Source organism: Azonexus sp. R2A61 (assembly GCF_021401135.1).
Classification (GTDB): domain Bacteria; phylum Pseudomonadota; class Gammaproteobacteria; order Burkholderiales; family Rhodocyclaceae; genus Azonexus.
This window is the reverse complement of record NZ_JACBFO010000001.1, coordinates 893,081-907,336: the sequence shown is the minus strand read 5'-3', so window position 1 is coordinate 907,336 and position 14,256 is coordinate 893,081. Positions and strand designations below refer to the sequence as shown.

The following is a 14,256-nucleotide window of genomic DNA, read 5'->3' as shown; positions in this document are numbered from 1 at the left end:
TTCATTGCTGTGCTTTTGTAGGGCAGCCATCAATCAATCGCTCCCCCTTGGCATTTTCCAGAAAAACCACGGGTTGATTGTCACGCATTCGACCAATTGAAAACAACACCCCGTCATCACGACAAATAATTCGATAATCGGTATTTGTATAATGGCGTCGCCTGACATTGTTTGTTTGCACGCTAGCAAATCCGCCGGGAGAAAACTCTCCCGGGCACGCTTCCTCCCAAACAGCAAACCGAGAATCTATTAGTTTTCTCCGTTTCATTTCATCCTCGCCGATAAAATCGCCGGACACCATTGCACAACTAACCAAATAAAAAAACGGACTTGAATTACTCATCTCATAACAGCTACCAGGAATAACCTGATAACCATAATCCGAAAGAAGAGAATTCTGTGTATTCAGCATATCATCCAAAGATTCGAAATCACCGTTCGGTTTGTTGTGCCTTTGATATAGAGTACGCAAGGGCAATGCTTGCGATTTCGCATCCTCAAGTACCTTTTTAAAAATCAAACTATCAGGCCGCCATGTGGTTTGCCCGATAAGATTGAAAAACCTCGAACCACTGGGAAAAATAGGCGCCAGGCTTGCATAACCCTGCATCTGCAATGAGAAATAATAGGCGGGACTTACCTTCAGTTCCTCTGGCACTGAAATATCAAACCAAACGTCACCCCACGACCGAGGGTCACGAGAAAAAATATTTAGCGGCTGATTCAAGCTTGTAGCCAATGCACTTTGCGCAGTAAATGGCAACAATATCAGGAACATCGCCACATAATTTTTTTTGCCACATATTTTACTTGACAAAAATGCAATCATTGGCCCGATCAATAAAAACCCATGAATGGCATAACGAATATTTGCGCTGCTATAAACCCATAGAACGAAAAACAACAAAGAGCTCAACCAGAAAAAATTCGCCTCCGCAGAGGAAACCGTTCCTACGCTCCGCATATACACTTTCTGCAACAAGTACATTACACCGGCGAGAAAAACAATTCCCAACAGCCAAACTGGCCGGATATCTACCGACATCCACTCTAACGCTACGCGTTTTCCGCTATCGGCCATACTCAATGGAAAAGTCAATACAGCCAAAAAATCATCCGGACGAAAACGCTCAGAGACCATATTAACCAAAGGAAACCAAGACGATTTTATATCTGCATTAAAGAGAGGAAAAACGGGACTGTCAAAATATCTCCACAGCATCAAAGCATGCTCCCCTCCACCTACCCCTCCCCCAAGAGCGCCGAAAACAAGCGCTCTCCAGAGCATCCCCCATTTAGGAGAGAAAAGCAAAACCAACGAAACCAGCAAGGCAAATCCATAGATAGCCATAGATGGCTTTAAGCCAACCGAAATACCAAGCAATAGCCAAGAAAAACAAAAAACCAACCAATTCTCACTGTAGCGAGATTTAACCCACCGCAACAACAACAGAAGCGCTCCCATAGCAGGAATACTAACAACAATATCAGCATACCCTGTACCGAGTTCCAGCAAAAACCCCGGGCTCAACATTCCAACAAGAACACCGAAGAAAATTAAAAATCGCCCCAAGCGCTCCGCAGGAGGAATTAATTCACAAGCCACAAAGTGCAGCAACCACAGATTAATACTATGAAAAGCTGCTACAACCAACATCGCCATCATGCTATTAGCAATACCCCGATAAGCAATATAAAAAGGCAGATGAGGATAAGGGTTTAAGTAACTCTGACCGCTTGCAGCGAATAGCTCTTGCGGCAACCGCCCTTCAAGCCAAGCATGAACAACATATAGATGATAGTGTAAAAAATCGAAAGAAAAAAAAGAACCTACCCATGCGACCCATACAACGCACAACAAAGAATAAATCGAACAACATATAAAATCAAAACGAAAAACTTTGGTCATTCAATTATTTCCGCGTTGACGAAAACTGCAAAAAAGTCAGCCAAAAGCTCATTGCTACCAAATCCATAGAAAATATACCAAGCGCCGCAGCGGGGATAACTTCTCTCATGGTTTGTCGTGGATCAAGAGAGGAGAACCCAGCAACCTCCCAGCCCAAAATTGATTTAACCGCCATAAGTAAAGCAACGAGCAACAGCACTATCGCTACAAACAACCCAAACTCAAGTCGAAACTTTTTTAGTAGCCAATCGGTAACACCTGAACTAGGCAAAATTCTGAAACAAACACCGGCACAGCGAGCCAGAACCCCCAAAAAAAGCATCTGCATACCGACGATCCAGATTGCAGAAAAATAAAGCAGTGAGTGAATATCAAATCCGAACCCACCAATAACGCGCAGTCCCGGCAACAGCCAAATACTTCCAATGCCTCCGAGAAAAGCCATGAAAAGACCCGGATAGAAAAATAGCCAACGAGGCGAAAGCAGCAACATAAAACGAAGGTGACGCCATCCATCTCTCCAAGTGCGCAAATGCGGAGGACGTCCCCGACCATCGGGCTTTAACGTGGTAGGAACTTCACAAATCTTCGCACCAGCCAGCGCCGATTTAATGACCATTTCACTGGCGAATTCCATACCGCTCGTTTGCAAATTTAGGGCCAGTATTTTTTCCCTCGAGAATCCTCGTAAACCGCAATGAAAATCACCGATAGGAATTTTGAAAAAAAGCCTCCCTATAAAGCTTAATACAGGGTTTCCCAAATATCGGTGTAGCAAGGGCATTGCCCCCTCTTCAATTCCACCGAGAAACCGGTTACCCATAACCAGTTCGTTACCATTTTTCAATTGATGATAAAACTCGCTCAATTGATCGAATGCATAACTGTCGTCTGCATCAGCCATGATTACATAAGTTCCACGTGCCGCAGCGATTCCTCCCTGCAATGCAGCTCCGTAACCTCGCTCATCGATATTGACAACCCTAGCACCCATCTCATGCGCAATTGCCTGCGAACCGTCAGTTGATCCGTTATCTGCAACCAGTATTTCCCCATCGACCCCTAGCAGGGAAATGCTTTCCTTAGCTTTTTCAATGCATGTAGCCAGGGTGGCGGCCTCATTCAGACAGGGCATCAGAATTGTCAATTCGCACATATCGCTACTGAGTAATTCGGACATGAGATAAAAAACTTTAGTTTATAAAAACTAAAAGCGCCCTAAGGCGCTTTTAGTTTTTAAAGGCTTGTTGAGATCAAGAAGCAGAGCAATTACCGGAATCAACCAAGCAGGTAATCGTTTTCGTGCCCTTCGAGGATCTGTAGGTCAAGGAAGCCCCGGCTGACGGCAGCGCGGTGGGAACAGTACCAGCGGCATCGCAAGCGCGCAGCGTCATGGAAGGCAGCAGATTGGTGTCGCTATTGGACATCGCAGCGACCACGCCGCTCATCAGCGACTTGGCTTCTGCCAGACAGGCATTGTCTGCAGACTTTTGCGTGTAGGAACGGTATTGCGGCAGCGCGATGGCAGCCAGAATGCCGATGATCGCCACGACGATCATCAGTTCGATCAGGGTAAAACCTTGTTGCGTACGCTTCATGTGATTCTCCTCAAGAATTGGCGGCATTAACCGCTTGGGTGATACAAAACACTTTCCGTGCCAGAAAACAAGAAATCATAAAATCATAAAAAACAAAAACTTAAAACACCTCGCATCCGTCAACTGACATTTTTCGTCACTCAACTACAATTCACGGCATCTCACACGTCACGTTGTGCCGCATCCAGGAAGGATTCGCCATAGCGCCGGAACACCCCGGCCTTGACGAAGACCTCGTGCAGATCGGGATCGATGTGGCCGTTGTTGCGGAAGTTTTCCATGATGCTCAGCGCCTGCGAGAGCTTCATCGCTTCCTTGTAGGGGCGATCCTTGGCGGTCAGCGCTTCGAAGATGTCGGCGATTCCCATCATGCGGGCCTGCCAGCTCATCTGGTCGCGGGTCAGGCCCTTGGGGTAGCCCTTGCCGTCCATGCGCTCGTGGTGGCCGCCGGCGTATTCGGGCACGTTCTTCAGGTGCTTGGGCCAGGGGAGCTGTTCCAGCATCTTGATGGTGGCAACGATGTGGTAGTTGATGATTTCCCGTTCGGCCTGGGTCAGTGTGCCGGCGCGGATGGTCAGGTTCTCGATCTCGTTGCCGCTGAGGAAGGATGCTTCCTCGCCGGACGGCGTGGTCCAGCGGTATTGCGCGGCAATCTGCCGGACGCGCTCGATGTCCTCGTCGCGCATGCGTTCGCCGCCGACATTGACCCGCCGCAGAAATTCGCGGTCGACGTCGAGTTGACCGCAAAAATTGGCGAAAGCCTGCTCGGCGCGGGAAGCCGGCTCGCCTTCGGCAATGCTTCGCCACTTGCGGGCTTCGGCTTGCTGGCGGAGCACTTCGAAACGGGTATCGACCAGTTCGATGCGGTCGAAGATGGTTTGCAACTTGGTCGCCTTGTCGACCACGTGCACCGGCGTGGTGACCTTGCCGCAATCGTGCATCAGCGCGGCGATGCGCAGTTCGTAGCGCTCCTTGTCGCTCAACCTGAAATCGGCCAGCGGACCTTCGTCGACGGCTTCGGCCGCATCGGCCAGCATCATCGTCAGCTCCGGCACGCGCTGGCAGTGGCCGCCGGTGTGCGCGGATTTTTCGTCGATTGCCAGGTTGATCAGCTTGATGAAGGATTCGAACAGGCTTTCCAGTTGTTCGACCAGTTGCCGGTTGGTCAGCGCGATGGCGGCCTGCGAGGCCAGCGATTCGGCCAGACGCTGGTCGGCATCGGAAAACACCGTGACCTTGCCGCTCGCCGGATCGATGGCGTTCAACAGTTGCAGCACGCCGATGATTTCCCCTTCGTGGTTCTTCATCGGCACGGTGAGGAAGGATTGCGAGCGGTAGCCGGTGCGCTCGTCGAAACGCCGCGTGCCGGAGAAGTCGAAACCTTCCGCGGTGTAGGCATCGGCGATATTGACCGTTTTTCCGTTCAGTGCGGCATAGACCGCAATCAGGTTGTCGTTGGCGGCGCCGTCGTCGCGATGCAGCGGCAGATCGGGAAACTTGCCGGACATCGCTTCGCCCTTCGAACCGCCGAAGGCGATGTTCAGCGAGTCGGTGCGGACGATCTCGAAACACAGGCGTTTGCCGTCTTCGGACAAGCGGTACAAGGTGCCGCCGTCGGCGCGGGTGATGTCCTTGGCGGCAAGCAGGATCTTTTCCAGCAGCAGGTCGATGTTGCGCTCGCTGGACAGCGAAGCACCGATGTCGTTCAGTTGCTCCAGCCGGCGAAACAGGTCGTTCAAGCCTTCCATTCCCCACCCCTCGTCATTTGATGCACACCGCACGAACCTGTTTCAGATCGGTCAGCCCCTGCAACACTTTTTCCACACCGTCCATTTTGAGGGTACGCATGCCTTCGTTCAATGCACAGGCAAGAATTTCCGCCACCCGTGCCTTTTCCTGGATCAGCTTCTTGACCGGATCGCTGCCGACCATCAGTTCGTGGAGACCGACGCGCCCCTTGTAGCCGGTGTCGTTACAGGCCGGGCAACCCTTGGCACGATACAGTGTAAACCGGCCGTCGACCGCAAAATTCTGCCGCCATCCGGCCAGGACAGCTTCGCGCGCGGCGGCCGGGTCGTGCAGCCAGGCATCGGTGCGTTGCAGTTCGCTAGCGTATTCGTCGAGCAACAGGCCGATCTCCGTCGCGTCCGGCACATAGGCCTCGCGGCAGGACGGGCACAGGCGCTTGCCCAGCCGTTGGGCGAGGATGCCGAGCAGCGCGTCGGCGAAGTTGAACGGGTCCATGCCCATGTCGAGCAGACGGATCACCGATTCCGGCGCCGAATTGGTGTGCAGCGTGGCAAATACCAGATGGCCGGTGAGCGAGGCTTCGATGCCGATGCCGGCGGTTTCCGCATCGCGCATTTCGCCGACCATGATGATGTCCGGATCGGCCCGCAGGAAAGCCTTCATCACCGTTGCGAAATCCAGCCCGGCCTTACGGTTCACCTGTACCTGGCGCAGGCCCTTCTGGGTGATTTCGACCGGGTCTTCCGCGGTCCAGATCTTGGTATCCGGCTTGTTCAGATGGCCGAGCACCGAGTGCAGCGTCGTCGTCTTGCCCGAACCGGTCGGCCCGCAGACAAAGAACAGGCCGTAGGGCTTTTCGACGCATTTCACCAGATTTTCCCGGTTGACCGCAGCAAGCCCCAGTTGATCGAGTTTGATCGGTTCGCCGGCGGCCAGGATGCGCATCACCACGTCCTCGACGCCGCCGGCAGTGGGAATGGTCGCCACGCGCAGTTCGATGTCGAGCGGCCCGAAGCGCTTGAACTTGATCTTGCCGTCCTGCGGCCGGCGCTTCTCCGAGATATCGAGATCGCACATGATCTTCAGGCGGGTCACCAGCGCAGCCCGGTAGGCGGCGGGAATCTCGATATAGCTGATCAGCGACCCGTCCTTGCGGAAACGGATGATGGTTTTTTCCTTGCCCGGCCGCGGCTCGACATGGATGTCGGACGCGCCCTGGCGATGGGCATCGACGATGATCTTGTTCACCAGCCGGACCAGTTCGTTGTCGGCGGCGGCGGACACATCGTCGGCCGCCTCGGTGCCGTCCTCGCCCTCGTCCAGGCCGGACAGCAACTCGTCGACCGTACCGCTGTCGGCCAAGGCACCGAAGAAATGATCGACGGTCTGTGCGAATTCGCGCAGCGTGCTCACCCGGTAGGCCAGCTTGCGCCGGGGAAAGACATTCTCGGCCAGTCGCGAGATGCGCAGCCGCTCCGGATCGGGCGTGATGACGACGATGCCCTCCGGCGTTTCCTCCAGCGGCAGCCACTGGCTTTCATCGACGAATTCGCGCTTGATGTGCTTGAGCAACTCGAGCGGCTTGATGCGATCCTCGCGCGCCGGCTCGTAGGGTACGCCGAAGAATTTGGCCAACGCCGCGCCGACCGTCGCCAGCGGGATCCTGAAGTCGCGGACCAGCACCTCCTCCAGCTCACAGCCCTTGCGCCTGGCGGACTGCCGGGCCAGCTCCATCTCGCCGGCAGCCAGCACGCCGTCGCCGACCAGATGGTCGTAACGGGTGCGCGCCACGAAGGGGGCGTTGCGGCGTTGCTGGAAAGCCACCGCCAGGGTCTGCGCCAACTCGGCGGCACCTTCCTCGGCGGTTTCGGAGAACGGGATGTCGGCCTTGTGGTTGATCAGCTGGAGCACGCCGAGCAGTTCGCCGCCTTCGCTGCAGATCGGCATCACCAGCATCTGCCGCGAACGGTAACCGGTCCTGCGGTCGACTTCGCTGAGGAACTGCATTTCCGGTGCGTGACGCCGCAATTCCGCTTCGTCGTAGGCATCGGCCACGTTCAGCGGGCGACGGGTCACCGCGACATGGCCGGCAATGCTCTGGCTGGCGATCGGCAGCTTGATGTCGCTGAACGAATGCAGCCCGGTCTTCACCTTGGAAACGATGAACTGGCCGTCTTCCGAACTGGCATACAGGGTCAGCCGGTCGGCGTCGAACAGATTGCAGATTTCCTGCGACAGCGACAGCATGATCTCGTCGATGTTCGCCGTCGCGTGGATGCGGTTGGTCAGGCGCTGCAGGTTTTTCAGGAACAGCAGGCGGCTGGCGACATTGCTCATGGCGACTCCGTGGCAGCCAGCCCGCCGGCCAGCCAGGATGCCTGGAAGCCGCCCTGGGCGAGCAGGAAGGCGGCCGCCGAACTGCGCCGGCCGCTCTGACAATAGACGATGTACTCGCGGTTGCGGTCGAGCAGACCGAAGGCGGTACGAATTTCGTTCAAGGGCACGTTGACCGCATCCGGCATGCCGTCCTCGGCGAATTCGGCAGGATACCGGACGTCCAGCCAGCGCGCCCGGCCTTCGGCGACGCGCCGCTCGGCCTCGGCCCGCGCCAGGGGCCGCAGCAGCGGCGCCTTGAGCAGCTCCAGGAAATCCGGCTTGGCCAGGCGCAGCAAGACACCGTCGCCGGTCATCGTGACGCTGGCGCTGCGTGGCGAGTCCGAAACCAGGGCTTCCTCGCCGAAGGCTTGTCCGGTCTTCAGTTCGGCCAGCTCCATCTGGGCACCGCCGACCAGACGGGTTACCCGGCAGCGGCCGGATTCGATCAGGTAGTAATAGTCGCCGGCATCGCCCTCGCGGACGATCGTCTGTCCCCGTCGTACCGGCACGCGCTGGAAGCGCTGCAGCAGTTCGTGGATATGGGCCGGCGGCAGGCGGGACAGCACGCTGCCGGTCAGCACCTCGGCACTGAAGGCGGTCGAGGCGATACTCGACGATTGCGCCACCTGGCCGCCGAAATCGACGGCGGCGGACATTTCGTCCCAGGTCATCATCACGTCGAGCATTTCGAAATCGAGCGGCAGCAACTGCACTTCGGTGATTGTCCGGCTGCGTACCGGCGGTGCGGTCTTGTAGCCGATCGGCCAGTTTGCCGCGTCGCAACCGCCGACCAGCACCTGCCCGGCTCCATCCGGCAGCACGATGCGCAGTTCGCCGTCGAGCAGATAGAGGAATAACGGGCCGGGACGCTGCTTGGTCAGCGGATCGCTACCCGGGGCCCAGCGTTCGCAGCGACACAGCCGGACCAGTTCGGCCAGGCGGGCCGGGGACAGGCCGCGCACCGGATCCAGGCGCCCGAGTTGTTCGATGGTCGGCGTCATGTCAGAACTCGAAGACCTGGTTGTTCTGCAACATGCGGGGCTGGAAATTGCTCAGGCAGTTGGCAATTTCCTCCATGGTCAGTTCGATCTGCCCCGGCTTCAGGTGGGTGATGTAAATCTCGCATTCCCGTTCCAGCTTCTGCAACTCGCTGGCCAGCAGGTCCGGGCAAAGGTGACGGGAAATCCGCGCCAGTTCGCGCTCGCGATTCGAGAAGGCGCATTCGACCAGCAGATAGCGCAGGTTGACGATGCGATTGACCGCCCGCCACAGGGCATCGCATTGCCCGGTATCGCCGGAGAACACCAGGCTGCCCTGTCCGGAATCCAGCCAGTAACCGACGGCCGGAACCGTATGATCGACCGGCAGTGGCGTGATCCGGCGCGCGCCCAGTTGCACATGACCGCCCAGCGGCAAGGTTTCGAAGCGCAGGAAGGGGGCCTCGGGCGTCGGCAGTTCCGAAAAGTCCGGCCAGATCGCCCAGTTGAAGATGTGATTGCGCAGGATGGTCAGCACCGAATCCGTGCCGTAGACGGTCAGCGGCTGGTTGCGTCGGTCGGCCACGGTATCGATCAGCAGGGGCAGCGCGGCGATGTGATCGAGATGGGTATGGGTCAGGAAAACATGGTCGATCACCGCCAGTTCGGCAATCGACAGTTCCCCCAGACCGGTGCCGGCATCGATCAGGATGTCGTGGTCGACCAGCAGCGCGGTGGTGCGCTGGCTGCGTCCGCCGATACCACCGCTGCAGCCGAGAACCCGCAATTTCATGTTGTCGCTCCAAGTAGGGTCACGGCGTCCCAGTCGGCCGCCGGCGGTTCGACGCGGAACCGCGCAAGTCGTTCAGCATACAGCGCATACAGACGGCAAGCCGGCTCGGATTGCAGCAAGGGCTGCAGCAAGGCATCGGCCGCCGCCCAGTCACGGGCCCGATAGGCGACGAGGAAATCCGCCCACTGCGCGAGCCGCTGCCGCTCTGCCGCATCGTCTGCGGTCAACGGGCCAAGCGGCTCGAAAATGGCGACGGCCTGCGCCTTGCCCTTGACCCGCACCCGATCCAGTTCGCGGAAGGCAAACTGCGCCGCCAACAGCGCCCGGGTCTGTTCACCGACGACCACGCCGACTCCATAGAGTTTGGTGACCCCTTCGAGACGGGAGGCCAGATTGACCGCGTCGCCCATCACCGTATAGGCCTTGCGCACCGGCGAGCCCATGTCGCCGACGGTCACCAGGCCGGTATTGATGCCGATGCCAATGCGCAGCACCGGCCAGCCACGGGCGACGAAAGGCGCTTCCAGCCGGCGGACGGCCTCCTGCATGGCCAGCGCGGTCGACACCGCGTTGGCGGCATGTTCCGGGTCGGCTACCGGCGCGCCCCAGAAAGCCATGATCGCGTCGCCGATGTACTTGTCCAGCGTGCCGCGCCGGGCGCGGATCACATCGGTCATTGCACCAAGGTATTCGTTCATCAGCCGGGTCAGTTCGCGCGGCTCCATGCCTTCCGACAGACTGGTGAAATCGCGCACATCGGCGAACAGGATGCTCAGCGTCTCGTTGCGTCCGTCCATGCTGTAACTCTCGGGGTCGCGTGCCATCTCGTCGACCAGTTCGGGCGGCACGTACTGGCCGAACAGTTCGGCGAACTGGCGTTTGGAACGCGATTCGACGAAGAATCCCCAGGACATGTTGAGCACGAACAAAGCCAGCACGAGCAGCAACGCCGCGGCCAGCGGCAGCGCGTATCCTGCGGTCCACAGCCAGAAATTGAACAAAACCAGCACCGCCAGCACGCCAGCGGTGAGCAAGGTGGCACGCACCGGCGACAGGCGCGGCAGCAGGAAAATCAGCAAGCCGCCGGCCAGCAGCAACTGACCGAGATCGAGCGTCGTGAAGTAGGCCGGCTTGCTGGGTACCTCGCCGGCCAACACGGCGGCAAGCAGATTGGCGTGAACTTCGACCCCGGGATAAGCGCCGCCGACCGGCGTCGACCGCAGATCGTTCAACCCCGGCGCACTGGTCCCGACGAGTACGATCCGACCGGCCAGCGCTTCCCGGGAAACCAGGCCCCGCACCACGTCGACCGCAGAAAAGTAGGGGAAACTGCGCTCCCCGCCGCGATAGGGCACCAGCGCGCTGAGATCGCGGCCCACGGGAATGCTCAGTGTGCCGGCGCGACCGCTGATCTTCAGCGATTCGACGCCCCCGCCGGCCTCCGGCACGTCGAGGTTCAGCGTACCGTCGCCAACCAGTCGCCGCAGCATGGCAACCGCCAAGGCATCGTAGTACTCGCCGCCATGTTCGACCACCAGCGGCACGCGGCGCACGACGCCGTCGAAATCGATGACCGGGTTGAAATGCCCGGCGCTTCCCGCTGCCGCCTGCAACGTCGGCAGGTTGGCGCCGTAGGCGGGCCACGCCATGGTCGCCCACAGCAGTTCCTTGTCGGCCGGCGAGAAAGCCAACGGCGGCGGCAGCCGGCCTGAAGATTCGTTGCTCGAGAAGTAATAGCCGAGCACCACCGGACGAGTGCGCATCGTCTCGGCCAGGCGAGCGTCGTAATCCAGCGTGCGACGCAGTTCGGGCAGTGCGGCGGAAAACCCGGCATCGTCGCGCAACCGGCCGCGCGCCAGATTTTCCAGCGCAGCCAGACCGGAACTGTCGTCCGGCTCGGCGAAGACGACGTCGAAACCGACCAGCGCCACCTTGTACTCGTCACTCAGGCGCCGTATCAGTTGATCGACGATGTCGCGGCGCCACGGCCAGCGGCCCAGCGCGGCCAGGCTTTTCTCGTCGATATCGACCACAGCGACGCGTTCGTTGACCGTGTCCGGCATCAACACGCGCATGCGTGCATCGTAGAGATAGGCATCAAGGACATTGATCAGCGGCACCCGCCATTCCTCGAAGGCGTGGCCGAGGACCAGCAGCAGCATGCCCAAGCCCAGCAGCAGGCGGACCCGATGTCGCTTCATGTGTCCGCCCTCGTGCTCAGACCTTGAGGAAAAACTCCATCTTGATGCCGGCAATCTCGATCACGTCGTGGTCGCCCAGCGGGTGTGCCTGGGCATCGAGCGCCTGACCGTTCACCACCGGAAACTGTTCGCCTTCAACGTGGGTGATGAAATAGCCGTGCGGGCGCTTGGCAATCACCGCCACCTGCATCCCCGGTTTGCCCAGGGTTGTCAGCGTCTTGGTCAGCAGCAGTTCCTTGCCGGCATTCGGCCCGCTGAGCAACTGGATGGCCGCCGGCGGCACGGCCGTCGGTCGCGACACCGTACCGAAGTTGGAACGGATGCCGGTATCGGTCGGCTCCAGCTTGAGCTCACCCGGCAGTTTCTGGGCGACTGCACGCGCAGCCGCCACCGGATCGGCATCCGCCGCCACGGCCTGGCCGTCGGTCATGTACTTCAGCTTGTACTTGCCGAGCTCGACAATGTCGTTGTTGCGCAGGAAATGCTTCTTGATCGGCTGGCCGTTGACCAGCGTGCCGTTGGTGCTGTTCAGGTCCTCGAGGAAGGAATCCTCCAGGATGGTGACGACCACGGCATGCTCGCCGGAGATTGCCAGATTGTCGATCTGCACGTCGTTGTGCGGTTTGCGGCCGATGGTCAGGCGTTCGCGGTCGAGCTGGATTTCCTTGAGAACCAGTCCGTCCATGGAGAGGATCAGCTTTGCCATTATCGTTTCCCCGATATCACTTCAGTTTGCCCAACAAACGTTCCCACCAACCGCCAGCCACCGAAAACTCGCCATCGACACGCGCCAGCACCACCGAGACATTGTCCCGCCCGCCCAGCAGGTTGGCCTGTTCGACCAGACGATCCGCCGCCTGCGCCAGATGTCCGCCCATGACGCGCAAGGTGGTGGCAATCTCGTCGTCGTCGAGCATGTCGTTCAGGCCATCCGAGCAGAGCAACAGAAGATCGCCGGCCAACGCGTCGTGCACATGGATTTCGACCTCGACTTCGGGCTCGACGCCCAGCGCCCGCGTCACCAGATTGCGCGTCGCCGAATAGCGGGCCTCTTCCTCGCTGATCATGCCATTATCCAGTTGCTCCTGTAACAGCGAATGATCCCGTGTCAGTTGCTCCAGACGATCGCCGCGCAGCCGATAGACGCGCGAGTCGCCGACATGCGCGACATAGACCCGATTGTCGAGGAACCAGGCCATTGCCAGCGTCGTGCCCATGCCGGCATAGCTTGTTTCGCTTTGCGAGGCATTGAAGATCGCCGCATTGGCCGAACAGATTTCGTCGTTGAGCAACTGGACCGGGCCGCCACCGTCATTCAGGGCCTCCGGCACCAGGGTCGGCACCAGACGGGCGAAACTGCTCGACAGCAGCATGGTGGCCATGCCACTGGCCACTTCCCCGGCGCTGTAGCCGCCCATGCCGTCGGCGAGAATCGCAACACCGAGCTCCGGATCGGCGAAAACTGCGTCCTCGTTGTGCGAACGAACGAGACCGGGGTCGGTGCGCGCCACCATCTCCAAGACCTGCCCCAGTTTCATGCGGACGCCTCCCGGCGGACATGCCGCGCGGTGGTCCGGAATGCCGTTCGCACCATTGTTTCCTCTTGTTGTCGGGGCCCGCCCCGGTCCGAGCCCGTAATGTTGCCCCGGCAGCCCTGGCCGGTCAAATCTTTATTGCAATGGAATCTCTCGCCCCAAGCCCTGCGCCTGAGCGGCTTCAAGGACCCGCAACGCGAGCGCGAGGTCCTGAATGGCCAGACCCTGCGACTCGAACAGCGTCAGCTGTCCGCCATCGCTGCGGCCAGCATGCCGGCCGACGATGATCTCGCCCAGTTCGACCAGTTGCCGGGCATGCAACCGCCCCTTTTCGAGCAACGGCAACAGGTCGCCGGCTTCGGCCAGCGCCGTGGCGACGGTATCGACGGCAATCAGGCTGCAGCGACGCACTGTTGCCTCGGAGAGCTCCTGACGGATCAACGCGTTCGAGCCGGCCCCGTTGATGTGCGCGCCCGGCTTGAGCCAGTCGGCATCGAACAGCGGCTGCGCGGCGGTCGTCACGGTACCGACCAGATCGGCATCGCGCACCGCATCTTCGGCATCGGCCGCCGGCACGATGCGTCGTCCGGTCAACTCGCTCATCCGGGCACAAAAGGACTGCAGCTTGTCCACCTTGCGTCCGACCACCTTGACCGTTTCCAGCGGCAGCGCGGCGCAGATCGCCCGCACATGCCCCTCGGCCTGCCAGCCGCTGCCGAAGACGCCGGCCACCGTCGCATCCGGCCGCGCCAGCCAGCGCGCGGCGACGCCGCTGGCGGCACCGGTGCGCATCATCCCGAGGTAGTCGGCCTCGATCACGGCCTTGTGCAGACCGGTCGCCGCATCGAACAGATGGATCAGGAAGCGGTTGCCGGAACGGTTGCTGGTGTAGGCCTTGTAGCCGAGCACGCCCTGCGCCGGCAAGGCGCCCTGGAGGATGTGCAGCACCGTCTGCGGCAGGCGGCTGCGCTGGCGTGGCGCATCGACCGCCTGGCCGAGCGCCAGGTCGCGATGCGCCGATTCGACGCCGGCCAGCGCCATGTCCACGGTCAACACCTGTTTGACGTCGTTTTCGGTCAGGAATACCGCCATGATTCGTTCTCCGGAAGATGGACGAA

The 14,256-nt window shown here is 59.4% G+C and carries 11 protein-coding genes; all 11 read right to left on the bottom strand.

What is annotated here, in order from left to right:
- Position 1 precedes the first annotated feature (1 nt).
- Positions 2 to 1,909, bottom strand: a complete 1,908-nt coding sequence (locus L0962_RS04500) for a hypothetical protein (RefSeq protein WP_234084667.1) — start codon at positions 1,907 to 1,909, stop codon at positions 2 to 4.
- A 4-nt stretch (positions 1,910 to 1,913) separates the two neighbouring features.
- Complete coding sequence (locus tag L0962_RS04495) at positions 1,914 to 3,089, bottom strand: glycosyltransferase family 2 protein (RefSeq protein ID WP_234084665.1); 1,176 nt, start codon at positions 3,087 to 3,089, stop codon at positions 1,914 to 1,916.
- A gap of 73 nt (positions 3,090 to 3,162) precedes the next feature.
- A complete protein-coding gene (locus L0962_RS18215) occupies positions 3,163 to 3,507 on the bottom strand; it encodes a prepilin-type N-terminal cleavage/methylation domain-containing protein (RefSeq protein ID WP_301332241.1) in 345 nt (114 codons plus the stop codon).
- 161 nt (positions 3,508 to 3,668) lie between these two features.
- Positions 3,669 to 5,255, bottom strand: coding sequence for an HD family phosphohydrolase (locus L0962_RS04485; RefSeq protein WP_234084663.1), 1,587 nt, complete (start codon positions 5,253 to 5,255; stop codon positions 3,669 to 3,671).
- A 13-nt stretch (positions 5,256 to 5,268) separates the two neighbouring features.
- Positions 5,269 to 7,593, bottom strand: coding sequence for a GspE/PulE family protein (locus L0962_RS04480; RefSeq protein ID WP_234084660.1), 2,325 nt, complete (start codon positions 7,591 to 7,593; stop codon positions 5,269 to 5,271).
- Positions 7,590 to 8,633 carry a cyclic nucleotide-binding domain-containing protein gene (locus tag L0962_RS04475; protein ID WP_234084658.1) on the bottom strand — a complete coding sequence of 348 codons (1,044 nt, stop codon included), beginning with the start codon at positions 8,631 to 8,633 and terminating at the stop codon, positions 7,590 to 7,592. Before L0962_RS04475 ends, L0962_RS04480 begins: the two co-directional genes overlap by 4 nt.
- A 1-nt stretch (position 8,634) precedes the next feature.
- Positions 8,635 to 9,402 carry a 3',5'-cyclic-nucleotide phosphodiesterase gene (locus L0962_RS04470; protein ID WP_234084656.1) on the bottom strand — a complete coding sequence of 256 codons (768 nt, stop codon included), beginning with the start codon at positions 9,400 to 9,402 and terminating at the stop codon, positions 8,635 to 8,637.
- A complete protein-coding gene (locus L0962_RS04465) occupies positions 9,399 to 11,603 on the bottom strand; it encodes a CHASE2 domain-containing protein (RefSeq protein ID WP_234084654.1) in 2,205 nt (734 codons plus the stop codon). The genes L0962_RS04470 and L0962_RS04465 overlap by 4 nt, the downstream gene beginning before the upstream one ends.
- 16 nt (positions 11,604 to 11,619) lie before the next feature.
- Positions 11,620 to 12,309 carry an FHA domain-containing protein gene (locus tag L0962_RS04460; RefSeq protein ID WP_234084652.1) on the bottom strand — a complete coding sequence of 230 codons (690 nt, stop codon included), beginning with the start codon at positions 12,307 to 12,309 and terminating at the stop codon, positions 11,620 to 11,622.
- Positions 12,310 to 12,325: 16 nt separating this feature from the next.
- On the bottom strand, positions 12,326 to 13,141 hold the full coding sequence (locus tag L0962_RS04455) for a Stp1/IreP family PP2C-type Ser/Thr phosphatase (protein WP_234084650.1): 816 nt from the start codon (positions 13,139 to 13,141) through the stop codon (positions 12,326 to 12,328).
- A 132-nt stretch (positions 13,142 to 13,273) separates the two neighbouring features.
- On the bottom strand, positions 13,274 to 14,230 hold the full coding sequence (locus L0962_RS04450) for an ornithine cyclodeaminase family protein (RefSeq protein WP_234084648.1): 957 nt from the start codon (positions 14,228 to 14,230) through the stop codon (positions 13,274 to 13,276).
- Between the last annotated feature and the right edge of the window lie 26 nt (positions 14,231 to 14,256).